Origin of the sequence: Chryseobacterium aahli (assembly GCF_022699665.1) — a bacterium.
Lineage (GTDB): Bacteria > Bacteroidota > Bacteroidia > Flavobacteriales > Weeksellaceae > Chryseobacterium > Chryseobacterium aahli.
Map to the genome: position 1 here is coordinate 398053 of NZ_JALDNB010000002.1, position 24734 is coordinate 422786.

The window sequence follows — 24734 nt, forward strand, 5'->3', positions numbered from 1 at the left end:
ATTTCCTACTTTTTATTTTCTGTCAATCATAATATTATTTTGCTTTTCAATAGACTCTTCGTGAATCGCTTTGAAAACCTTTTCAATAAAATCCTGAGACATTCCTGTTTCTTTTGCTTTTTGAATGGCATATTCTGTAATTACTTTCCAACGTTCCGGCTGGAAGATGGCGATATCATTTTCTTTTTTCAGCTTTCCTATTTGTTCTGAAATTTTCATTCTTTGAGAAAGCAGTTCTATCATTTGGAAATCAAGATCAGAAATCAACGTTCTATGTCTTCCCATTTCGTTATCAAAACCTGCTATTCCTGAATTTCTTACTTTTAAGTTTGAAATTAATTCAGCTAAAACTTCAGGCGTAATCTGTTGAGAAGCATCACTCCAAGCTTCATCAGGATTAGAATGTGATTCAATGATAGCTCCTTGGTAACCAACATTTAAAGCTTCTTGCGTAATATCTGCCAATCCGGTTCTGTTACCACAAATATGTGAAGGATCAATTAGCATTGGAATATTCGGGAATTGACTTTTAAAATCTAAAGCAATCTGCCAATTGGGATTATTTCTGTATTTTGTCTTTTGGTACGTTGAAAAACCACGGTGAATGACACCTAAATTTTTAATATCTTGTCCTAAAAGCCTTTCTAAAGCCCCAATCCATAATGCTAGATCCGGATTTACAGGATTTTTAACCAAGACTGTTTTTTCAGTTCCTTTCAAAGCTTCTGCAATTTCCTGAACAGTAAAAGGATTTACTGTTGATCTTGCACCAATCCAGAGAATATCAACATCGGCTTCCAAAGCTGCTGCAACGTGATGCGCATTGGCAACTTCTGTAGCAGTTTTAAATCCATATTCTTGTTTTACTTTTTTTAACCAATTTAATCCAATAACTCCAACTCCTTCAAAACCATTGGGTTTCGTACGCGGTTTCCAGATTCCTGCACGGAAAATAGGTACCTGAGCGTTGGTATCTTTAATTCTTTTTGCTGTTTCAAGCATTTGAGCTTCACTTTCAGCACTACATGGTCCTGCAATCATCATCGGTTGGGGAAACTCGTTGATCCAGTCGTTTTTTAAATCTATTAAGTTCATATTGTAAAGTATTATTTTATTTAAATTTTATATTCAATGACAAAGCCTTATAAAGTTAATTTATAATTCTTTTCAAAAAATGGGTACAAAAATGTAATGAAATTGGGGATGGAAAATAATAGATTTTCCCGAATTTTTTGAGAAAGAAATTTAGTTAGCTATACCAATAAAATCGATAATAGTTTCTGAAATTTCTATAATAAATAGTAGCAAAACTAAAATAACTGCTAAAGAAATTAGCAGGTGTAAAATTAGACAGATATGGGAATAATAATTTTTCCACTTTAATCTTTAAGAATTGTCTATTTCTAGTTTTTAAATATAAATGACATTGTGGGAAAATGATATTTTCTGCACAAATATTTGACAAAGATATAAAATTAAGTTAAATCAAACTTCATTAAATCGTCAAGATCTTTTAATAAAGGATTAATCTCTACAAATCTTTCAAACTTTTTCTTGGTTGTAAGTACCTCAATCTTAAGATTTTGAACATCTTGTTTGTATTCAATTTTGATTGCGTAATTATTTACTTTTCTTTTAAAATGATTGAAAAATTCGCCACTTATTTTATCAAATTCCACTTTTGCAGACTCTGACGGGTACTGAACCTGAATCAATTTCTCATCAATCTTTTCAAGTTTGAATGACTTTATTGCATTAAATACAAAGGGATCTTTTGCACGAAGATTCATCAACATTAGATTCCATTCAGACTGAAGATCAGTTTCGGTGAAATGATGTTCCTGCAAATTTTCACTTGCTACGACAACGGTTTCTTCAACTTCTTGTTTTTCTTCTTTATTTATAAAAGAATTGATGCTGAAACCTGATGACGATTTCGGTCTTGATAAAGGTTTTGAAGCAGTTTTGATAGTTATTTCCGCAGATGGCTGTTCAGTATTCTGAGGTTTTACAATTACTTCTTCTTTTTTTTCTTCAATTTCGATTTTTGAAGGTAATTTCACTTCCTGCTTTTCATGAAGAAAGGGAGCTAATATTATAAACTTTTTTTTTTAGCAACATCTCCACCTGCAGTGAGAGAAGCCAATTGCATCAAAGCAATTTCTACGGTAAGCCTTGGGTTCTTTGAATTTTTATAATTAATATCTGCGTGATTGCAAATCTCAATTCCATCGATTAATTGCTGGGCATTCCATTTCTGAGCCTGCTCGACAAATTTCGTTTTGGTCTGCTCTCCTACTTCAATTAAATCAATTGTTGAAGCATTCTGAGCCATCATTAAATCTCTGAAATGATTTCCTAAACCAGCAATAAAAATATGCGGGTCAAACCCTCTTTTTACAATTTCATTAAAAGCAAAAAGAACTTCAGGAATTTTATTTTCTTTAGCAAAATCTACAATCTTCAGATATTGATCGTAATCTAAAATATTAAGAACTTCGGCAGCTTTGGCCAACGTAATATTCTTCTGTGAAAACGTAGAAAGTCTGTCAAAAATAGAAAGTGCATCTCTTAATGCTCCATCTGCTTTCTGGGCAATTAAATACAAAGCATCATCTTCATATCTAATGTTTTCTTTTTCAGCAATACCTTTTAAATGACTCTGAATATCAAGAATTGTAATTCTTTTGAAATCATAAATCTGACAACGAGACAGGATTGTAGGAATAATCTTATGCTTCTCAGTCGTTGCAAGAATGAAAATTGCGTGAGCCGGCGGTTCTTCCAAAGTTTTCAGAAAGGCGTTGAATGCTGCAGATGACAGCATATGTACCTCGTCAATAATATACACTTTGTACTGACCAACCTGCGGTGCAAAACGCACCTGATCAATCAATTCACGGATATCATCAACAGAGTTATTGGATGCAGCATCTAACTCATATATATTATAAGCAAAACCGTCTTCTGAAACAGAGCCGTCTTTCTCGTTAATTTTTCTTGCTAAAATTCTTGCGCAAGTCGTCTTACCTACTCCACGTGGACCACAGAAAAGCAGAGCCTGTGCTAACTGATTTTCTTCTATAGCATGCTCTAAAGTATCTGTAATATGTGATTGCCCAACAACGGTGTCAAACTGTTGGGGGCGGTATTTTCTTGCAGATACTATAAAGTTTTCCATAGCCCAAAAGTAAGAAATATTGTTCTAATTTGAAAATATAAATTTTCAAATTTAGCTGTATGCAAAGTCAAAATTTTAGAAAATAATTATTTCTTCTGATAAGCGAAATCTATGATATCAACGATAGCTTTCTCAATTTTCTTCCTACCGTCTTCAGATTTTGTGTCTATTCCACAGAAGGTCGTTCCATTGTGTGCAGTGTAGAGATTCAAGTGATAAATTCCTGCTACAAGCAACGCTGTAATCGCTCTATACTCGTCAGATTTTTCACCGAAATGTGGATCTGTAATGCTTGTGAATAAACCTTCACCCACTTCTTCACGTTGTTCGAATAATTTTTTAAGAATAGGGCGGTTTTCAGAAAGTTCCCAAACGATAATTTTTTGTAGTTCTTTGTTTTTTCTTAAACTTTCATATTGATTAAGCAAAGCAATTTTTGACATCTCCTTACCACCGTCTGAAAGATCTACATTCAGCTCTTTTTCGTCTACTCTACTCCAATAATCCTGAGATCTGATATACTCGTCAATAAGCTTATCAGTACTTCCGAAATATTCGTATATTAATTTTTTATCGAAACCGGCAACGGCCGCGATTTTACTAACCATTAATCCTGAATAACCTTTAGTTTTCAAAATTTTCCCAACTGCGTTAAGCAATTTTTGTTTGGTTTTCTCTTTATCCCTGATAGGACCTTGTACAACTTTTCTAGGCATCGTCTATTATTTAAAACTGCATTAAGCAATTAATTATTTTTAATTCGAAATAAATAGGAAATTAAGAGTATTGAACCCTAAAATGACTATTCATTTTCTTTTTAAATATTACTCTTCTCATAAAAAAGCTTGTAGAAATTATAGGAATTTCCCGCTTTTTTGAAAAGATTTATAATAAGTACGATATTAATATTGTTTTGGATTTGGCTTAACTCTAAATATTTATTTCATAAAAAAGTGTAATCTACCTGGTGTGAGTAGCAAGTTATCAAAAAACAGTTATCATTATAATTTAACAATTACGATTCACCATTTTGAGAAAATTGCTTAAGTAAATTTACATATTAATCTCTTATGTGCAAATATTTTTTTGTGTAACTAAAACTGTACCAAACAAAGGTAATTTCAAAAGTGCTTTTTTATTTATTTAATGCGAAAAACTCCACATTCATGAAAAATTAAAACACAATTTATTCAGTTTATCATTGATTACATACCGAAAAAATGATTTGATTATGAAATTTGATAAGTAAATTTTATACAAATATAGATTATCTTTTACTATTTCACAATAAAACATTGTTTATTGACTAATGATGATTTAAAAGATAATATTTCAAAGTTAGACATATCTAATGATGTTTCAGAGTTTAAAAATATTGGAACTGTAATTTTAAAAACATGATTCATCATTATTAAGTTGTATATTTTATTTCTAATACTTAAAATAGAATTACCTAGCATTTTTATATAAATAAATTTAATTTTTAACTAAATTAGCACCACACTTCACAAAAATCTATTAAAATCATAATCTAATATACTAGAATGAGAGGGCTTTTGCTGAAATTTATATATTTTTCTATTTTAACTTCGAGTTTTTTTTTAAAAGCCCAGCAATCTGCGCATATAGAAAAATTAAGACAAAAGATTTCTACAAATTCAAAACTATTCACAAGCAATATTGATAAAGCTTATCAGCAGTTAGAACCTTTATTAATAGAATCACGCAATCTGAAAGATTCACTTTCTGAGATGAAGCTACTTGATAGAAAATGTCGTTATTTCTACAGCAAAAATCTAACAGATAGTCTCATTGTTTCTTCAGAAAATTTACAGCAAAAATCCCGTGAATTCAAAGATGCCTATTACGAAGCAATGGCCAATGTTTATTTAGCAGAAACCTACTCCATTAATAACTTTCATGATAAGGCGATAATATATTTGAATAATGCTTATGAGATTCTACAAAAAGATCAATCGAATTCAAAAAAAATATTTTATGCGAAAGCTAATATTCTGAATAGTTATTCAAATATTTATTTGGATATCAAACAGCCGAGAAAGGCCGCAAAAAAAATTCTTGAAGAAATAGCAACGGGAAAAGAACTTAAAAATCCTAAGGAATATTCTGATTTTCAATATTTAAACTATTCAAATCTTGCTAATATTTACATTCAGTACAATATAGATTCTGCTGATTATTACGTGAAAAAATCTATAAAATTAATGCCAAAAGAACTTCCTTATGACAAGGCAATGGTTTCCAATCATATTGTATTGGGAGAAGTAATGAAATACAGAGGTGACTACAAAAATTCGATTGCAAATTTTCATAAAGCGCTTTTCTTTAGTCAAAAAAACGGAATTGAACTCAATAAAAGTAATATCTATACTGCTTTACAGGAAATTTATAATAAGACAGGAAAGAAAGACAGTGCAGATTATTACCAGCAAAAAGTAAAGCAATTGGATCTGAATATTTTGCAAAGTAAATACAATTCGCTTCAAAAAGTAATTGAAAAAGAGAAAATTGAGGACAATCAAAAAGATTCTCAAAAAATTGTATTTTGGATTATTGCTTTTGCAGTTCTTATAGGAACTTTCGGGTTTATTATTTTTAAGTACAAAAGAAAAAGCAAAAAAGCAGAAGATCTCAATTTACAGGAAACATACAAGCATCTCATCAATCTTGTGAAAAATAAAGATGAATCTTTTTTATTTGCATTTGAAAATATTTTCCCACAGTTTTCTAATAAATTATTGAAAATAAATCCTGATTTACAACAATCTGAAATTGAGTTTTGTGCACTTCTGAAAATCAAATTAACAACTAAAGAAATTGCTCAGTATACTTTTATAGAAACTCGTACCGTTCAGAATAAAAAGTACAGATTAAGAAAAAAATTGGAAATTCCTGCGAACGATGACATTTATCAATTTATAGATAATATTTAATAAGCTTGAAAATTTTCAATGTAAAAAGCAATTGTCATTTAATAAATGATAATGGCTTTCTTTTATTAATATTTTATTACAAAACAATTAGATCTTGGACACATTATTTTAAATTAAAAACTTAATTGTTATTTAAAAATTCGCACAACCTATATTGCAAATTAATCATCAATCTTGCTTATAGCTCATGGAGTATCTAATGAGTATCTGATTTCATTTTAAATTCTTCAAAACTTTCCTGTTTCATCATTCAACACCATACATTTGTTAAACATTCTTCATGTATGATTTGTCCATCTTTTTTCATTCCTGAAAATTAAAAAAAGTAATACAATAATTATAAAAATCTAAAATTTGTTACCATGAAAAAAAACTCCTTTTTTACATTTAGAAAAACACTCTTAGCCTGTGGGGTTATTCTAAATTTTATTTCTTTACAAGCTCAGCAATGGGAAAATGTAGGTGCATCAGCCAATGTCTCTGCAGGTAATTCTAGCTACAATAATTTGGTAGTTGATGCTTCCGGAAATTACTTTTTATCATACTATGATGGTTCTGTGGCGAAAGGTTCTGTACAAAAATTTGATGGATCATCTTGGTCATATCTTGGAGGAGCTCCAGGAATAACTTCAGGTACTGCTCTTTACAACTCCCTTTCAATAGATGCTTTAGGAAATGTTTTTTATACTAATCAGGGTACAGGATTAGAGGTTCGTAAATTCAGTGGCAATGCATGGTCGCCCTTGACAAGTGCTACAACAAATACCATAAATTATCATGCATCTGCCGTATCACCAACCAACACTTTATTCACCTATGCTTCAGATGGTTCCGGAACAGTAAGACGATTAGTAAATAATACATGGGAACAAGTGGGAAATGCAGGATTTTCTGGCGGTGCTACTTTTGCAGAGATGGTTATCGGTACAAATAATAAAGTATACACCTGTAATGTCTTAAGTGGAGTAAGAGTTTATGAAAACTCAACTACTGCAACCTCTACAGATACCTGGACAATGCTGGGAGGTGCGATTGTAGATGCTTCGTCTTCGGGGGAGCAATACACTTCTGATATTGCAATCGATGGCAGTAATAATATATATTTAGCTTATATATCTACTTCTGCTCTTGGAAGAAAAATTAATGTAAAAAAATGGGATGGTACTGTCTGGTCACAAGTTGGTAACGCTAATTTTTCATTGAAGGCTGTACAGCATCTTGCGATTGCCGTCACTTCAAGCGGCAATCCTTACGTTGTGGCAAGTCAATGGGATAGCAGTGACGGAAATCATTTAAGAAATACGGTTTATAAATTTGACAGCACATCAAATACCTGGTCTACATTAGGAGGAGATTTTGTTTCGGATGGACAGGTTACTTATAATGATTTGTTCGTAGATTCTACCAATAATTACTTGGTTTTAGCATACTCACAGGGTTCAACAAGAGTGAAAAGAATTTCGTTATCTGCCTTATCAGTAAGTGATACTAGAAAAGAAGTTTCCGCTATATACCCAAATCCTACTACAGGAATTATATATTTCAAAGGGGATGACAAAATAAAATCTGTTGAAATTACCAATACGGTTGGAAGAATAATTAAATCTCAAAACGATGCTGAGAAAGTAGATATTTCAAACGCACCTACAGGAGTTTACTTCGTAACTATCAAAAAATCAACAGGAAAGATTACAACTAAAAAAATCATTAAAAAATAAATTTCATATCATAGTTTAGAATTAGTTAGAATTAGGAGAATAAGACTTTGCGTGCAGAGTCTTATTTTTTTTGAAAATAAATCATATCATCACTTTATGGAATCATTTTTGCTAGAAAACAATACATAAATAAACTATTAAATTAAAAAATAGTATATTTATAAACAATTAAATTTAATGAAATGAATTTTGATTTAGTAAAAGATACTGTAGCTCTTCTCGAGGAATTTAATTTGAATAATACCAATTCAGATTATCCTTCAACCATTGAAGGCTTTAAAGCATGGGTTTGTAATCAGGAATCTAAAAAACAATCAATACAAGATAACGACACAGATTGGGAAGGAAAAGAAAATGGAAGAAGCGCAGAAAGTGCTATCAGCACCTTATTAGTACACCTTAATCGATATGCAAAAACATATTCAAAGTCTGCGATTTCAGATTCTGACTTTTCTACTCAGGAAGATTTTATTTATTTAATTACCCTTAAATCATTTGGGACAATGTCTAAAATCGATTTAATTAAAAAAAACATTCACGATAAACCAGTGGGAAATCTTGTGATCAATCGACTTCTGAAACAAGGATGGATTGAGCAAAATGATTCAGATGAGGATAAAAGAATCAAATTAATTCACATTACAGAAAAAGGATTGAAAGCTCTTGAAAATCAAATGGAAAAGATTCGTCAGGCTACAAAAATTGTTTCAGGAAATCTTACTCGTTCAGAAAAAATCGACTTGATTCGGATTTTAAATAAACTGGATCATTTCCATCATCCTATTTATAACAAAAATATTGACAGCAAAGATCTTATAAACACCGTTTATAGAGATTTTACATTTGAAAATAATTAATATGAGTAAGATAGCAATCATAGGCTCAGGATTTTCAGGATTGTCGGCTGCTGCTTACTCTGCGCAGAAAGGTCACGAAGTTCATGTATTTGAAAAAAACAGCAGTTTAGGTGGAAGAGCAAGAAAATTTGTTACAGATAATGGCTACACTTTTGATATGGGCCCAAGCTGGTATTGGATGCCGGATATTATTGAAAACTTCTTCTCAGATTTTGGTAAAAAAACGTCAAACTTTTTTGAACTAATTCCGCTAAATCCGCAGTTTGAAATGGTTTTTTCGGACGGAAACATGCAGATTCCTCATGATTATGAAGAGATGAAAAATCTTTTTGAATCTACAGAAAAAGGCGCAGGCAAAAAGCTGGATGAATTTATGAAAGATGCTCAATACAAATATGAAGTCGGGATGAAAGATTTCGTCAACAAACCTTGTCATTCCTGGTTCGAATTTGTTTCTCCAAAGATTGCTAAGAGTGCTTTAAAACTTGATTTATTATCCGATTTCCACAAATTTGTCAGAAAATATTTTAAAGATCCAAAACTCATTATGTTGATGGAATTCCCAGTAATTTTTCTGGGAGCCGCCCCGAAAGACATTCCCGCATTATACAGTTTGATGAATTACGGCGGTTATAAACTCGGAACATGGTATCCGATGGGCGGATTTTCAAAAATCATTGATGCAATGGCAGATGTAGCGAAAGAACAAGGGGTTCAATTTCATCTAAATTCAAATATAGATTCAATAAAAATCAATCAAAACAAAGCTACTGCCGTTTCTGTGAATGGAAAAGATATTGAATTTGACAGCATAATCGCATCGTCAGATTATCATCACACAGAAAACAGTTTACTTTCGAAAGAATACAGGAATTATACGGAAGATTACTGGAAAAAAAGAACTTTCGCCCCTTCATGTTTAATTTATTATTTAGGATTTAACGAAAAAATTCCAAATCTGAAACATCACACTTTGTTTTTTGAGAATGATCTGGATTTACATACCACCGAAATTTACGAAGATAAAAAATGGCCTACAAAACCACTATTTTATGTTTGTTGTCCATCTAAGACTGATCCAAATGTCGCTCCTGAAAATTGTGAGAACGTATTTTTATTAATGCCGGTTGCGACAGGTTTGGAAGACAGTGAAGAAGTAAGAGAAAAATACTTTAATAAAATGATTCTCAGACTTGAAAAACACACTGAAATATCTGATTTAAAATCAAAATTAGACTATAAAAAAAGCTATTGTATCAAAGATTTCAAAGAAGATTATAATGCTTATGAAGGAAATGCCTATGGATTAGCCAACACACTTTCCCAAACGGCAGTTTTAAAACCTTCATTAAGAAATAAAAAAGTAAGCAATTTGTTTTATACTGGACAGCTGACGGTTCCGGGACCAGGAGTTCCACCGTCAATTATTTCGGGAAAAATTGCAGCCATCGAAGCCACTAAATAACCAAGGATACTATGAAAAAACTATTTGACGATCTCTCTTACAAGATCAGTAAACAGACCACAAAGCAGTACAGCACCAGTTTTTCATTGGGTATTTTGGCTTTGTCACCAAAAATTAGAAATTCAATTTACGCTATCTACGGATATGTGCGTCTAGCGGATGAAATTGTCGACAGCTTCCATGATTTTGACCGTTCTACTCTATTGACACGCTTCCGAGAGCAGACAAATCAGGCTTTGGAAGAAAAAATTTCTTTAAATCCTATTTTACAGTGCTTTCAGGAGACAATTCACCAATATGAAATTGATGTACAATTGATTTATCAGTTTCTCGACAGTATGGAAATGGATCTTCAGAAAATTGATTACAATTCTGATTTGTATAAACAATATATTCTAGGTTCTGCAGAAGTTGTGGGTTTAATGTGTCTTCATATTTTTGTAAACGGAAATAAAAAACAATATGAAATACTGAAACCTTCGGCGATGAAATTGGGTTCGGCTTTTCAGAAAGTCAATTTTTTGAGAGATTTGAAAGATGATTATCAGGTTTTGGGGCGTACCTATTTCCCGAATGTTGATATCGCGTATTTTGATAATACAGTGAAAGAACATATCGAAAATGATATTCAGCAGGAATTTAAAGAAGCTTTAGAAGGAATTAAAAATTTACCAAACTCAGCGAGATTTGGCGTTTATCTTGCTTACAGATATTATATTTCATTATTCAGAAAAATTAAAAGAACTCCTGCAAAAAAAATTATCAATCAAAGAATCAGAATTTCAAACGGAAGAAAATTTTCGTTGATGATGAGCAGTTATGTTCAATACAAAATCTCTTATTTATAGAATCTAAAATTTACTTTAAAATAAAAAAATGGAACACCAACTTAAACGTGAACAACAATTAAACTGTGATCTAGAAACTGCATGGAAATTCTTTTCATCAGCCAATAATCTTTCTAAAATAACTCCGAAAGACATGAATTTCATCGTCCGAACAAAATTAGAAAACGACGAGATTTACGAAGGAATGACTATCGATTACTATGTTTCTCCACTTTTAGGCATTAAAATGGATTGGCGAACTGAAATTACTCATGTCGATCAACGCAGAAGTTTCACTGACTTTCAACTGAAAGGACCTTATAAATTGTGGAATCATTATCATGAATTTATCCCTAACGAAAAAGGTGTTTTAATAAGAGACACAGTTGATTACGAGCTTCCGATGGGATTTTTAGGTGAAATTGCACACAAACTTTTTGTAAAAAATAAGCTTGAGCAAATTTTCAGTTACCGTTTTAATATTCTGGAAGAAATGTTTAATTCTAAAAAAGAATAAATAATGAATTTTCTAATTGTTGTTGCTACATTTTTCATCATGGAAGGCATCACGTGGATGGTTCATAAATACATCATGCATGGTTTTTTGTGGACACTTCACCGAGATCATCATGACCACAGCAACGAAGGAGACTTAGAAAGAAATGATTATTTCTTTGCCATTTTTGCCATCCCAACAATAGCTTTGATGTATTACGGAACAATCAATAATTTCAATGCTTATTTCTACATTTCAATTGGGATTACATTGTACGGAATGGCGTATTTTTTTGTTCATGATATCTTTATTCATCAACGTTTTAAATTTCTCAGAGACACCCAAAATCCTTATTTATTGGCGATAAGACGTGCTCACAAACAACATCACAAGCATACCGGAAAAGAAATGGGAGAATGTTTCGGATTTTTATGGGTTCCTGTGAAATATTTTAAAATGTATTTTAATAAAAATAAAAAGTAAATCATGTGGCAATACACGTATTTGGCAATTAATTTTTTCACTGTAATTATCTGTTTTTTATTTTCATTTCATCCGAAGATAAGGTTTCACAAGCATTTTAAAGCATTTTTGATGGCTTCATTTTTAGTGGCCATATTTTTTATCGTTTGGGACGTTTGGTTTACTGATATTGGAGTTTGGTGGTTTAATGACCGATATTTAATCGGAAAAAGATTATTCGGACTTCCGATTGAAGAGTTGATGTTTTTTATCTGCATTCCTTTTTCATGTGTGTTTACTTATTTTTGTTTAGATAAATTCTTTAAACTCGATTGGAAAGAAGGTGTTGAAAAGATATTTGTCATTATCTCAATAACTCTTTTACTTTGTTTAGCGGTTTATTTTGAGAACAAAATTTATCCTTTCGTGACATTTCTAACCACAGCAATCAGTCTTTTCATTCTATATTTTATCTTGAAAACAAGATGGATTGGTAAAGCTTCCTTTATTTATTTAATATTAATGCCCGGATTTCTCGCAGTCAACGGAATTCTCACCGGAACTGGGCTCGACTCTCCTATCGTCAACTACAATCCTGAGAAAATAATTGGATTAAGAATCTTAACGATACCTATCGAAGACATGGTTTATGGTTACGAAATGATTCTGTGGAACATCTTTTTATTTTACAAATTTAAAAAAGAAGAAAACAATCCTGATTTGATATAGAAAACTGAGATTTAATGAGTATTGAAGACTTTTCTAAGCTAAACTGGGTTTGAAAATTTAGTTAACAACTAATTTACCTAAAATTTAGAATTATTTATCATATTACATACCACATGAGCAATGCGAGGCATAGTATTTGCAAACTATTAATCAAACCACACTATTATTATGAAAGTAACAGATTTGAAAATTAAAAATCTGGTAGACTATAGAGGCCAGATTTTCACGATTACAGAGATTTTTCACAATGAGAATAATGATTATTCTGTAAAGATTGAAAATGACTATCAATCTTTGGCTGTACCTGCAGATTCTATTAACCCCATTACCATCAATGAAGATTGGTTAGTAAAATTCGGGTTTTCTAGAACTTATAGTTCAGATCACAGAATCAGATACGAAAGACCGGAATCATTTATCAAGTATGATATTGATTTAAGTTCAAAGAAAATCGTTGAAGGTTTGAAGATTTATGGAAATACAATTAAATGCAAGTACATTCATGAATTTCAAAATATATTCTCTTGTCTTTTCGGAAAAGAAACAGGAGTTTCTATGAAGAATATATTTAAAAATGAAGCAGTAGCGTAGAAACCACCGCCCAAATCAAATTATATATGTTCTTACAACAGAAAATCCCCAGCTTATTTTAAGTTGGGGATTTTTATATTGATATTATGTTATTCGTTTTTTATTACCCGCCTCAACCCAATTTTCTTTACAGCAATTTTTGCAGGTTCCGGCATTTCCGACTTGTTTTTCTTCTGTATATCCACAGAATGTACAAGAGTAATGACTTTCTTTCGAAATGTTTTTTAAAGGATAATCTAAAGAATGCGGCATTATCGGCAGACCAAATTTGATATCTTTCTCATCATAAAAAAACACACTAATATCTCCAGAAGTCTCTTCAATAGCTGTTTCTATCTGACCCAAATGTGAAACTCCTTTTAATCGTAATTCAGAAAAAAATTCGTCGCTGCCTAAATTTTCTTTTTTGAAATTATCGACTAAAAAGACACCGTCTTGTATAAGACATATCGGTTTTCCTTCTAGTAAATTTTCAAGCTTTTTAAATCTTCCGATAAGATAAGTCAAAAGACTGTAAACCAAAATAATAACAATAAAAACAATAATCGAAGACATGATTCCTACATCTTTATAAAACATAGGATCACCTGCTGCAGAACCCAACCCGATAATAACGACCAGCTCAAAAACAGATAATTGTTTCACCCCTCTTTTCCCTAAAACCCTTAAACCAATAATAATGGTAAGAAACATGATGATGGTACGCAAAACAATTTCAAGCAGAAAGATCCATTCTTCGCCACCCAAAAGAAATTCTTTCCAGCTAAAATTTAAAAATATTGAGAGAAACATAGTGATATAATTTCGGTTGTAAGGTCAAAAAATAAGCCAATGAAAAATTAATTAAATTAAAAAAACCTCCGAATCTGAAATTCAAATTCGAAGGTTCTCACTTTTAATATAAATTGCTTAAAAACTTTATTAAAGTTTAATGTCTTGTAAATTTTTGAAAAATTATTTCAAATCGAAATAACATCCATATTTACTCTGCTGGATTTTAGATGTAAAATCATCAAATGCCGGATAGCGTATTCCTGTTGCAATGTCGATAACAATTTTATTTAAATTTGGTTTTAATTTTAATCTTATCTGATCAAAACTGTAGTTATCAGCTTCACATAAGAATTCTTTTATTTCATTAAAATTAATACCATTTTCAACAATCGTTTTCTTTGCCTTCTGAAACGGCATATCGTCTAGAAAAAATTTAATTCGTTCCATAAATTTTAGATTTGGTAGTGATTGCTAATATACGAATTTTAATTGAATTAATTATGATTACAATCACATTATCAACACGATATAATTATTTACTAAAGTAAATATTGAATTTAATTATTAAATAAATAACTTTTCTTAAATGGTCTCGATTTTGTCTTTATTAAAAAATAAAATATTCATTATGAACACCAAAAACATATCAAGAATTGCCCTCGGAACTATGCTCGTTACAGCAGGAATTGCTCACCTTACTTTTGCCAGAAAAGACTTTCAGGCTCAGGTTCCCGATTGGGTTCCGTTAGAAAAAGATGAGACCGTTGTATATTCCGGAATTGTTGAAATTGCTTTGGACGCAAGTATTATTTCTACCCCGAAAAAATACCGTTCAACATTAGGTAAAATCACTGCCATTTTTTTCACAGCTGTCTTCCCGGGAAATATTTCGCAGTATCAAAATAGAAAAGATGCCTTTGTTTTAGATACCGACAACAAAAGAATGGTTAGATTATTTATGCAACCGCTTCTTATTGCATGGGCTTTGAAATCTTTGGGTAGATAATCTCTAAATTAAGCTTTAAACTAAACCGCAACAATAGATTTAATTCAACTATTTTGCGGTAAAATTTGTATTTGCCGGATTGGAAGTAAATTAAAATCTTAAACTAAAAAAACTGATCCGGAGTAATCGGTAAATTCCTGAAACGTTTTCCGGTTGCATTATAGATTGCATTGGCAAGCGCCGGCGCAGCACCAATAATTCCTACTTCACCCAAACCTTTTGCTCCACTTGGGTTAAGATTTAAATCAGGTTTATTGATAAACACAACTTCAATTATTGGTGCGTCTGCGTTGACAGGGAAATGATATCCTGCCAAATCATTGGCGATAATGCTTCCCAATTTCTCATCAACAGACATCTTTTCCATCAAAGCCATGCCGATTCCACCAACTGCAGCACCGGAAATTTGATTGGCAGCCGGTTTTTGATTAATGATTTTCCCACCGTCTACAACAACAACCATTTTATCGACAACTACTTTTCCGGTTTTGGTATTTACTTTTACCTTACAAAAATGCGCAGCTGAGGAACAGAAAGAAAACTTCTTCTTCTCTTCACCCGCTTCTGATGAAGCTTCCACTTCAATTAGATTTAAATTATTTTTACTGAAAATATCATGATAGGAAAGGAAATTATCACCTTCTTTCTGAAAAGAAATGCCTTTGTCTGAAAGTATGATATCTGCAACTGCAGCATTTTGAAATTTTTGATTTGACACAGAAGCATATTCAGCAAGCTTTAATTTTAATGCGTCACAAACTGCAGCCACAGCTCCACTGATTGATGATAAACCTGTACTTCCGCCCTGACTTCCAGCAGGTGGCAAATCTGAATTTCCTAATTCAATTTTTATTTTATTTCGTGAAATACCGGAACGCTCATGCATAATATTCACCATTCCAGTTCCAGTTCCCGTTCCGATGTCGGTCATTGCGGTTTGCAGAACAATATTTCCATCTTTGGTCATTTTAATTCCTGCTCCGGCTTTGTTTCGTCCGGCATTCCACATTCCGACTGCCATTCCATATCCAATTTTCCAATCGCCTTCAATGGTTGCTACCGGTGTAGGCTTGCGTAAATTCCAGCTGATCATTTTAGCACCTTTTTCTATGGCTTCTTTCAAGAAATTTGTAGACCAAGGCAATCCCGTTTCAGGATTTTTTTCTGTTGCTAAATTTTTATATCTGAGTTCAACAGGATCCATTTTCAATTGATAGCTCAATTCATCTAAAGCAGATTCTACTGCAAAATCACCAGTGCAGTCGCCGGGGCCACGCATCCATGTTGGTGCACTGAGATTTAAAGGAACGACTGCATTTTCAGTTTTAAGATTATCAAATTGGTAAATCAATCTTGTCACTCTTGTAATTCCATCACTAAAAGAATCATAAATAGCACAACCATTTTTTGCCTGATGCAAAACTCCCGTAATTTTACCGTCCTGATTGGCACCTAATTTTATTCTCTGCCAAGATGCAGGCCTATAACCAACAGAGTGAAACATCTGAGGCCTTGTCAGCATCAACTTGACGGGTCTGTTGACTTGTTTAGCTCCCAAAATCGCAGCCAAAGCGTGCGGCCACACTTTTAAACCCGAACCAAAACCGCCACCTACAAACTCGCTGATGACCTGTATATTATCGACAGGAATTCCGAATAATCCGGAAAATGTTTTCTGTACGCTATTGACTCCCTGATTTTTATCGTGTAATCTTAATTTATCTTCTGCATACCAATGTGCAATAGTTGCATGCATTTCCATTGGATTGTGAATTTCGGCTGCGATGTTGTATTGTTGGTCTATCGTAAATGGTGAATTGCTCCAACTTTTTTCGTTACCTCTTTCCTTTCCGGCAGGTTTTAATTCTACTTTATTTTTAGCCTGATTAAAATCTACTTCAAAAGGAGCAGTTGTAAATTCTACTTTCACTAAAGATGCAGCATAAGTAGCTTCTTCCAAAGTTTCAGCAATTACTAAAGCAATAGGTTGTCCTTTAAAATAAATCTTATCGGTATGGAAAACCGGAAGTCCGAATTTTGATTCTTTTATCTTCGATTCATCCACAAACCCCGGAACTGAAGGTTTTTTAAGGTGTGAAATAATATCGAGTAATCCTTCAGCCTGTTTTGCGGCATCGGTGTTAATCGATTTAATTGAACCAGATGCGATTTCACTCGTCACCAAAACGCCATAACAGAGGTTGTCTACTTTATATTCGGCGGCATATTTCCCTTGTCCTTTTACCTTTGCAATTCCTTCTACACGACCTTCAACAGGTAGTACAAAATCAGTTTTATCGTCAAAAAATCCCATGTTTTTACTTTTTAAAATTTGTTAGAAATAAAACAGTTTATAGTTTGGAAGCATTTTGCAAAGCCAGTTCGATAGCTCCCTTCAACATCGGAACTTTGTAACCGTTTTGAGCCAGAGGCTTTACTTTTTCTGTTGCAATTTCTGCAGCTTTTTTAAATATTTCTTCAGAAGCTTTTTTACCTTTCAGATAGTCTTCTGCTTCGTACCATCTCCATGGTTTGTGTGCAACACCGCCAGAAGCTAATCTTGCATCTTTGATTGTATTTCCTTCCATTTGTAAAGCTGATGCTACAGAAATCATCGCAAAAGCGTAAGAGGTCCGTTCACGTAACTTTACGTAAGCATATTTTTTATAAAATTCATTTTTCGGAACTTCAATATGAGTGATTAAAGCGTTTTGAGGTAAATTATTATCTAACCATGGTGTATTTTCAGGTAATTTATGGAAATCTTTAAATGGAATCATAAACTTTTCGTCTTTAGAAGTAAGTCCATGAACATTGGCATCCAACGCACTTAGAGAAATACATAAATCTGATGGATGAACTGCAACACATTGGTCATTGTAACCCACAACAGCACTCATTTTATTATCCCCAATCAAAGCACTACAACCACTTCCTTTTTTCCTTTTGTTGCATGGAGTGGTCACATCATAAAAGTATGGACATCTGGTTCGTTGCAAGAGATTTCCTGCTGTACTTGCCATATTTCTTATTTGTGGTGAAGCTCCCGCTAAAACTGCTTTAGTGATTAAGGGATAATTTTTAAGCAAATTAGAATTTGTAGTCAACGCAGTATTTCTAACCATTGCTCCCAAACTAACTGACTTTTCAGACCATTTAATTTCGCTAGACAAGGCCGATGAAACATCAACCATTCCGTCGGGTTGTGCGATATTTTTCTTGAGAAGATCGACAATATTGGTTCCGCCTGATATAAAATCTCTGTTTGAACTCTTTAATTTTAAAGCTTCAGCAGAATTTTTTGCTTTTTCAAATGTAAATGGTTTCATAGCGCTGCAACTTTTTGGATAGATTCTACAATTCCGTTGTAGGCACCACAACGACAGAGATTTCCGCTCATGAATTCCTTAATTTCTTCTACCGAATTGGTATGACCTTCTTTTACACAGGCCACAGCAGACATGATTTGTCCCGGGGTGCAATATCCACATTGAAAACCGTCACATTCTATAAAGGCTTCCTGCATGGGATGAAGCTGATCACCGCTCGATAAACCTTCAATTGTGGTTACTTCTTTACCGGGAACCATTGCTACCAAAGTCAGGCAGCTTAGTGCTCTTTCGCCATCAATATGAACCGTACAAGCTCCACATTGCCCGTGGTCGCAGCCTTTTTTCGTTCCGGTAAGATTTAGATTTTCACGAAGAACATCTAACAAGGTTGAGCGACTGTCTGTTTTAATTTCGTGTACTTTTTTGTTGACAGAAATTTTTATCGGTAAGACAGTTTTCTTTGGAAGAATAAAATCTTTTACATCCTGATAAAAAGCTTTTACTGACGTTGGAATTGATGCGAAAATTGCTACAATAGCCGTGCTTTTCAGGAAGGATCTTCTGTTTTGATTGGTAGAGTCAGACATATCTGATGTTTTTTAGGAGAGACTTGGTAAGTTTTATTTGAATTTAAACTCAATGACTAATTCAACTATTTCAAATTTAATCAAAACTTTATGCAAAACTTATGATTGAATCTAAACTTCTAGCCTCAGAGTCTAATTTATAATGGAAATAAATTAAATAATTTATAACGCAAAAAATCCGACAAAGTATTTTCTGTCGGATTGTATTTTTAAGTTTAAAATGATATTACTGAATCACATAACTCTTTTTGCTGACTGTATGTGCCGAAAAATATCCCAATGCACCATTGCTGATGTTGCTTGGCGGATTGGAAGGGGTAATTCCGCCACCGGGACCGCCACCATCGATAATTTGTAATAATGAGGAAAAATAGGTAAAAACGTTGGTATCAATACATTGCATTTCAACATTAATTGTGTCACCTACTTTTGTTTTTTCACTTTCACCGTCTTCATCATCATTTGGAAGCAACAAAGGTCTTTGGTTGAGCATTCCATTGTTAACATTATCAGAAAACGCTTCAAATGTTTTTTTCGGATTACTATTTAAAGTATAACTGAAAAGATATCTGTTTCCTAAAGTTGCCGGATCTGTAAAAATAGGTAAAAGTGTATACGATAATTCGCCAGCAACCAAGAATGAATCCTGCTGCAAATCCTCAAGCACAACAGGTTGCGGCATAGTACTCGTCGCTGTATATTCTTTTCCTTCTGCCGAAACTTTTAAAGAATACGTTCTACCGGGTGCGGTTGTAAAAGTCGTGGTTTCGTAAATCCCCTGACCTACATGGTTTAAGGTTTCGGTTTGTCCGGTGTTATCACTTAAAATAACAACAGCATTACTTACAATTGGATATATATTATTTTCTGTAAATGCTACCGATTTGGTAATTTTCACCTGATAAGGTCCAGGTTGATTGGTTACGTTAGCTTCAATGACGATATTTCCGCTTTGATCCTCTAAATCTAAGTCAATTTCTTTCTCACAACTCGTGAATAAAAACAGTGAAACAATAATTAAAAATATGTTTTTCATCAAATTAAAATTTAAAATTATACGTTATATTCGGAACAAACTTGAAGAGTGAAGTCTGCATTGCTCTGGTTGTTCCAGGATTATCTGGGTTGTCTTCGAAGGCAATGGTGTAGGCATTTTCTCTTCCGTACACATTATAAATCCCGAAAGACCATGAGCTTTTCCAACGTTTGTTTTTATTGGGTTCGTAGGTTGCGCTCAAATCCATTCTGTGGTAAGCGGGCATTCTGTCAGCATTTCGTTTGCTGTATTGGAAAATCGTTTGTCCAAGCAAATCATACTTCCCAGTCGGGAAAGTCACTGCATTTCCTGTGCTGTACACAAACAACCCTGAGAACGACCATTTTTGATTCAATTCATACGTTGCAACAACTGATAAGTCGTGGGTTTTATCCTGTCTGGCATTGTACCAATTGTTATCGTTGATTCCGTTTATTTTTCTTTCTGTTTTTGATAAGGTGTAAGAAATCCAGCCTGTCAGTTTTCCGCTTTTCTTTTTTGCGATGACTTCTAAACCGTAAGCTCTGCCTTTTCCAAACAACAATTCACCTTCAACATCAGCGGCAGCATCGAAAGTGATTTCTGCCCCGTTTTTAAAATCAATCTGATTCTGCATCGTTTTGTAATACACTTCTGCATTGATTTCGTAATTATTGTTGTTGAAATTTCTGCTATATCCGGCACTTATTTGATCCGCAATTTCAGGCTTTACCGAATAGCTACTTCCAATCCACTGATCAGTAGGGTTTCCGCTGCTGCTGTTGCTGAGCAAGTGAAGATTCTGAGTATTTCTAGCATATCCACCTTTAATGCTGCTCACTTCATTGATTCTGTAGTTGGCAGTAATTCGCGGTTCCAAATTAACATACGTTTTTCCGAATTTTCCTTTTTCTAAAAATCGGCTTTCGGTTAAAACTCCATTGTCATAGGTATTGAAAGTATCTCCACCCAAAACGCTGAACATCGACAGTCTTAAACCATAATTGACCGTCAACTTTTCTGTTGCTTTAAAATCGTCATTGATATAAAATGCATTTTCCCAAGAATATCTCGAATTTCTCGGAAAACTGCTTACACTCGTTCCCGAAGCACTGCTTGGCGTAATCGTATGATAAATAGACTGTAAACCAAAACGAACTGAATGCTTATTCCCGGCAAACCATGAGAAATCCTGTTTCAGATTCCAATCCTGAATTTGTGAATCTAATCCGAAAGTATTGTTGTTGCTCGATAGACTGACTTTGTAATCGTAATTGCTGTAAATGAATGACGTATTTGAGAATAATTTACTGTTGATAATGCTGTTCCATCGTACAGTTGCTGTCGTATTTCCCCAATCGGTAGAAAATGTATTCCCTAATCCTAAAACATCCCGTCCGAAATATCCAGAAATATACAAACGGTTGTTTTCGTTAATTTGATAATTGGCTTTTAAATTTAAATCATAAAAGTAAAGCTTGCTGTCTTTAAAATCATCAGTCGCTTTCAGGAAAACATCAGCATACGTTCTTCTTCCCGAAACAATGAATGAAGATTTTTCTTTCTGAATCGGTCCTTCTACACTCAATCGGCTGCTAATCAAACCAATTCCTCCGTTGACGTTGTAGTCTTTATTGTTTCCGTCTTTCATTTTCACATCCATCACCGAAGAAAGTCGACCTCCGTATTGTGCCGGACTGTTCCCTTTAATAATGCTTGCATCTTTCAGTGCATCACTGTTGAACGTGCTGAAAAAACCTAGTAAGTGTGATGCATTATAAACCGGTGCTTCATCCAATAAAATTAAATTCTGATCGGTTGCGCCTCCTCTTACACTGAATCCGCTGCTGCCTTCGCCATTGCTCTTAATTCCCGGTAACAGCTGAATTGTTTTCAAAACATCTTTTTCACCAAACAAAACAGGAAGTTTTTCGATGCTTTTGATGCTCAAAGTTTCGGTTCCCATCTGAGCTGAAGTCAGATTTTTATCTTTTTTCACTGCTGAAATGATGACTTCATCAATTTGTGCAGTTCTTTCTTTTTCCTGGCTCAGAATCAAATCTAACTTTACATTCTGATCAAGATGTACGGTCTGTCTATAGTTCTCGTAACCTCCGTATGCAACGGCAATTGTATAATTTCCCTGCGGCAGAGAAAGTGAATAAAAACCATATTCGTTGGCTGTGATATTGATGGTTGGGTCTTCTTCTACTTTGATGGTGGCTCCGATGACGAGTTCACCATTCTTTCCGTCTCGTACCGTTCCACTGATCGTTCTCCGTTCCTGAGCAAAAGCAGTAATGCTGAAAACCGAAAGCCCGATTGTGGTGAAAATTCTACAATAGATTGCTTGCATTATTCGATGTTTATTAAGAAAATAGTTTATTTGAAAGCCTAAAGATAAGCTTTTATTAAGTGGACTTGAAAGTGAATAAACGGATAAATATATTTTAAATTGCCTTTGTGTATGTGAAATTTTGTTCATAAAAAATCCTCAATCTCTTAAATTGAGGATGTTCATCAATTGATATCGATAGATATCTTATCAATCTTTAATATGTTTAGCCACTTTCTCCTCCAAATCTTCCAGATTAAAAGGTTTCGCCACGTAATCATCTGCCTGTGCACTCTTTGCTAAAGCCACAATATCATTATTGGCAGTTACATAGATTACAGGAATATTTTTGTATTCTTCATGGCTTTTCAAAAGCTTTGTTGCTTCTACACCACCGATATTAGGGATCCAATTATCCATCAAAATCACGTCTGGTTGAAACTGTGAAACCTTTTGTATGATGTCGTGCGACGTTTCTGAAATCTCAACGTCATAGCCGCCTTCTTCAAAAATGATGCTGATCACTTCAAGAATCACTTTATCATCATCAAAAATCAAAATTTTCTTCTTGTTCATATATTTAATTTATTTTATTTAATTGAAATTATTTTACTACTTACAACTGATTAATTAACTCCGCCAAATCTTTAGGATCAACTAACAGATCATAATCAACCCTCTCTAATGCCTGCTTCGGCATATAATCGACTTCAGCGGTTTCCGGATTTTGAATCCAGACGATTCCTTTATTTTTTTTAATATATTTTAAACCTTCCACGCCATCTGCACTGGCTCCTGAAAGCAAAACTCCGATCAGGTTTTCACCAAACATCTCAGCTGCAGATTTGAAAGTCACATCAATCGACGGACGCGAGTAATTCATCTTTTCTGAACTGTCGAGTGATACTGTATTTTTACTTTCAAACAACAAATGATAATCAGCAGGAACGATGTAAATCTCATTCTTCTGAACCTCTGTTTTATCTTCAATTTCAATCACTTTCATTGAAGTAAATTGCTGCAATAAAGTCGGCAGAATACTCGTTGAGTACGCTTTTCTATGAACAACCAAAACAATCGGAAAATTCATATTTTCGTCCAGCTTTTTGATCATTTCCATAATCACCTGAAGACTTCCTGCAGATCCTCCGATGACAATTAATTCAGTATGGCTCATTTGTGTTTTCATGCTGAATCTATTGATGATCTACTTTTTTCCAAATTTTTTGGTCTTCAATCTGATGATAAGATTTATCTAAATTAGAAAACCGCAAAGTTTCTTTCGAACCTAAGGCCAGATAACCCAAATTTTCTAAACTTGCATCAAAAAGATTAAAAACACGTTCCTGCAAAGCTTTTTCGAAATAAATCAAAACATTTCTGCAGATAATCAACTGAAAGCTGTTGAACGAGCTGTCTGAAACCAAATTATGCGTCGATAAAATCAGTTTTTCCTGCAGGCTTTTATCAAACCTTGCACTGTCATAATTCGCAGTGTAATAATCTGAAAAGTCTTCTTTTCCTCCCGAAAGCATATAGTTTTCAGAATATACTTTCATCTGATGCATCGGAAAAACGCCTGATCTTGCCGTTTCTAAAACTGATGGATTAATATCTGTTCCGTAAATCAGACATTTATGATACAGATTGGCTTCCTTCAGTAAAATTGCCATCGAATATGCTTCTTCGCCAGTAGAACAACCTGCAACCCAAATCCTGATCAAAGGATATGTTCCCAACTGTGGCAGAATTTCTTCTCTCAATTTTTTGAAAAAATAAGGATCACGGAACATCTCTGTCACATTTACCGTAATTTCTTCGATGAAATGTTTGAGATAATCAGGATCGTTGAGAACTGTGTAGCGCAATTCTGCAAAGCTGGTAAAACGGTCGATCAGACAAATACGATTGACTCGTCTTTTGAAAGATGCTCTGCTGTACAAAGAAAAATCGTATCCGTACAGGTCGTACACATCTTTGATTAGAAATTCGATTTCTTCGTCCTTTACAATACTTGGCTCCAGCATTTAAGACAGTTTTTCTATAGCAGTTAATAGCACATCAACATCAATCGGCTTTTTCACATAATCCTGAGCTCCTGCATCCAGACATTTCTGTCGGTCTTCTTCCATTGCCTGAGCGGTCACTGCGATTACCGGAATATGTTTGATAGAAGGTGTCTGGCGAATAATTTTAACCGCTTCATAGCCATCCATTTCAGGCATCATCATGTCCATCAACACCAAATCAATGGTGGGATTATCTTTTAAAATCTGAATCGCTTCCTGCGCCATTGTAGAAGTTTCCATCTGAAAACCGCGGGCTTTTAATGTTAATTTTAGAGCAAATATATTTCGTGGATCATCATCCACTATCAAAATTTTCTTTTTCATGAGAGTACCTCT

At 33.6% G+C, this 24734-nt stretch carries 25 protein-coding genes; 10 read left to right on the plus strand and 15 right to left on the minus strand.

Annotated elements, in window-relative coordinates; all coding sequences use genetic code 11:
* Positions 1–12: 12 nt before the first annotated feature.
* The 4 genes from MQX03_RS04175 to MQX03_RS04190 form a co-directional block, all read right to left on the minus strand.
* Complete coding sequence (locus MQX03_RS04175; RefSeq protein WP_242801750.1) at positions 13–1095, minus strand: chorismate mutase; 1083 nt, start codon at positions 1093–1095, stop codon at positions 13–15.
* A gap of 380 nt (positions 1096–1475) precedes the next feature.
* Positions 1476–2063 carry a hypothetical protein gene (locus MQX03_RS04180; RefSeq protein ID WP_242801752.1) on the minus strand — a complete coding sequence of 196 codons (588 nt, stop codon included), beginning with the start codon at positions 2061–2063 and terminating at the stop codon, positions 1476–1478.
* A gap of 32 nt (positions 2064–2095) precedes the next feature.
* On the minus strand, positions 2096–3181 hold the full coding sequence (dnaX, locus tag MQX03_RS04185; RefSeq protein ID WP_229984793.1) for a DNA polymerase III subunit gamma/tau: 1086 nt from the start codon (positions 3179–3181) through the stop codon (positions 2096–2098).
* Between the two features lie 86 nt (positions 3182–3267).
* Positions 3268–3897 carry a TetR/AcrR family transcriptional regulator gene (locus MQX03_RS04190; RefSeq protein WP_129536988.1) on the minus strand — a complete coding sequence of 210 codons (630 nt, stop codon included), beginning with the start codon at positions 3895–3897 and terminating at the stop codon, positions 3268–3270.
* 828 nt (positions 3898–4725) lie between these two features.
* Here MQX03_RS04190 and MQX03_RS04195 point away from each other — a divergent pair.
* The 9 genes from MQX03_RS04195 to MQX03_RS04235 all read left to right on the plus strand — a co-directional run bounded on the left by MQX03_RS04195 (position 4726) and on the right by MQX03_RS04235 (position 13280).
* A complete protein-coding gene (locus tag MQX03_RS04195) occupies positions 4726–6135 on the plus strand; it encodes a tetratricopeptide repeat protein (protein ID WP_242801754.1) in 1410 nt (469 codons plus the stop codon).
* 362 nt (positions 6136–6497) lie between these two features.
* Positions 6498–7853 carry a T9SS type A sorting domain-containing protein gene (locus MQX03_RS04200; protein ID WP_242801756.1) on the plus strand — a complete coding sequence of 452 codons (1356 nt, stop codon included), beginning with the start codon at positions 6498–6500 and terminating at the stop codon, positions 7851–7853.
* 182 nt (positions 7854–8035) lie between these two features.
* The gene (locus tag MQX03_RS04205; protein ID WP_242801757.1) at positions 8036–8710 is read left to right on the plus strand and encodes a MarR family winged helix-turn-helix transcriptional regulator; all 675 of its coding nucleotides are present in this window, start codon (positions 8036–8038) and stop codon (positions 8708–8710) included.
* Position 8711: 1 nt separating this feature from the next.
* A complete protein-coding gene (locus MQX03_RS04210) occupies positions 8712–10175 on the plus strand; it encodes a phytoene desaturase family protein (RefSeq protein ID WP_242801758.1) in 1464 nt (487 codons plus the stop codon).
* Positions 10176–10186: 11 nt separating this feature from the next.
* On the plus strand, positions 10187–11023 hold the full coding sequence (locus tag MQX03_RS04215; RefSeq protein ID WP_242801759.1) for a phytoene/squalene synthase family protein: 837 nt from the start codon (positions 10187–10189) through the stop codon (positions 11021–11023).
* Between the two features lie 28 nt (positions 11024–11051).
* A complete protein-coding gene (locus tag MQX03_RS04220) occupies positions 11052–11519 on the plus strand; it encodes an SRPBCC family protein (protein WP_242801760.1) in 468 nt (155 codons plus the stop codon).
* 3 nt (positions 11520–11522) lie between these two features.
* The gene (locus MQX03_RS04225; protein ID WP_242801761.1) at positions 11523–11981 is read left to right on the plus strand and encodes a sterol desaturase family protein; all 459 of its coding nucleotides are present in this window, start codon (positions 11523–11525) and stop codon (positions 11979–11981) included.
* Between the two features lie 3 nt (positions 11982–11984).
* Positions 11985–12689 carry a lycopene cyclase domain-containing protein gene (locus MQX03_RS04230; RefSeq protein ID WP_242801762.1) on the plus strand — a complete coding sequence of 235 codons (705 nt, stop codon included), beginning with the start codon at positions 11985–11987 and terminating at the stop codon, positions 12687–12689.
* A 168-nt stretch (positions 12690–12857) separates the two neighbouring features.
* On the plus strand, positions 12858–13280 hold the full coding sequence (locus MQX03_RS04235) for a hypothetical protein (RefSeq protein ID WP_229984783.1): 423 nt from the start codon (positions 12858–12860) through the stop codon (positions 13278–13280).
* Between the two features lie 84 nt (positions 13281–13364).
* On the opposite strand, the gene MQX03_RS04240 is transcribed toward MQX03_RS04235, so the two are convergent.
* Both MQX03_RS04240 and MQX03_RS04245 read right to left on the minus strand, forming a co-directional pair.
* On the minus strand, positions 13365–14072 hold the full coding sequence (locus MQX03_RS04240) for a DUF421 domain-containing protein (RefSeq protein WP_242801763.1): 708 nt from the start codon (positions 14070–14072) through the stop codon (positions 13365–13367).
* A 162-nt stretch (positions 14073–14234) separates the two neighbouring features.
* Positions 14235–14501, minus strand: coding sequence for a hypothetical protein (locus MQX03_RS04245; protein WP_242801764.1), 267 nt, complete (start codon positions 14499–14501; stop codon positions 14235–14237).
* Positions 14502–14682: 181 nt separating this feature from the next.
* Here MQX03_RS04245 and MQX03_RS04250 point away from each other — a divergent pair, with 181 nt between their 5' ends.
* Positions 14683–15060: a DoxX family protein gene (locus MQX03_RS04250; protein ID WP_242801765.1), complete on the plus strand. Its 378-nt coding sequence runs from the start codon at positions 14683–14685 to the stop codon at positions 15058–15060.
* A 103-nt stretch (positions 15061–15163) separates the two neighbouring features.
* Here the strand turns inward: MQX03_RS04250 and MQX03_RS04255 are convergent, their stop codons facing one another.
* The 9 genes from MQX03_RS04255 to MQX03_RS04295 all read right to left on the minus strand — a co-directional run bounded on the left by MQX03_RS04255 (position 15164) and on the right by MQX03_RS04295 (position 24722).
* Positions 15164–17374: a xanthine dehydrogenase family protein molybdopterin-binding subunit gene (locus tag MQX03_RS04255; RefSeq protein ID WP_242801766.1), complete on the minus strand. Its 2211-nt coding sequence runs from the start codon at positions 17372–17374 to the stop codon at positions 15164–15166.
* 37 nt (positions 17375–17411) lie between these two features.
* Complete coding sequence (locus MQX03_RS04260) at positions 17412–18389, minus strand: FAD binding domain-containing protein (protein ID WP_242801767.1); 978 nt, start codon at positions 18387–18389, stop codon at positions 17412–17414.
* A complete protein-coding gene (locus MQX03_RS04265; protein WP_242801768.1) occupies positions 18386–18979 on the minus strand; it encodes a (2Fe-2S)-binding protein in 594 nt (197 codons plus the stop codon). Before MQX03_RS04265 ends, MQX03_RS04260 begins: the two co-directional genes overlap by 4 nt.
* A 226-nt stretch (positions 18980–19205) precedes the next feature.
* Positions 19206–20015, minus strand: a complete 810-nt coding sequence (locus tag MQX03_RS04270) for a DUF4249 domain-containing protein (protein WP_242801769.1) — start codon at positions 20013–20015, stop codon at positions 19206–19208.
* Positions 20016–20019: 4 nt separating this feature from the next.
* Positions 20020–22350, minus strand: a complete 2331-nt coding sequence (locus MQX03_RS04275) for a TonB-dependent receptor (RefSeq protein WP_242801770.1) — start codon at positions 22348–22350, stop codon at positions 20020–20022.
* 189 nt (positions 22351–22539) lie between these two features.
* Positions 22540–22905, minus strand: a complete 366-nt coding sequence (locus tag MQX03_RS04280; RefSeq protein ID WP_242801771.1) for a response regulator — start codon at positions 22903–22905, stop codon at positions 22540–22542.
* Between the two features lie 40 nt (positions 22906–22945).
* On the minus strand, positions 22946–23518 hold the full coding sequence (locus MQX03_RS04285; RefSeq protein WP_242801772.1) for a chemotaxis protein CheB: 573 nt from the start codon (positions 23516–23518) through the stop codon (positions 22946–22948).
* A gap of 7 nt (positions 23519–23525) precedes the next feature.
* Positions 23526–24356: a CheR family methyltransferase gene (locus MQX03_RS04290; protein ID WP_242801773.1), complete on the minus strand. Its 831-nt coding sequence runs from the start codon at positions 24354–24356 to the stop codon at positions 23526–23528.
* Positions 24357–24722: a response regulator gene (locus MQX03_RS04295; protein ID WP_242801774.1), complete on the minus strand. Its 366-nt coding sequence runs from the start codon at positions 24720–24722 to the stop codon at positions 24357–24359.
* Positions 24723–24734: the final 12 nt, after the last annotated feature.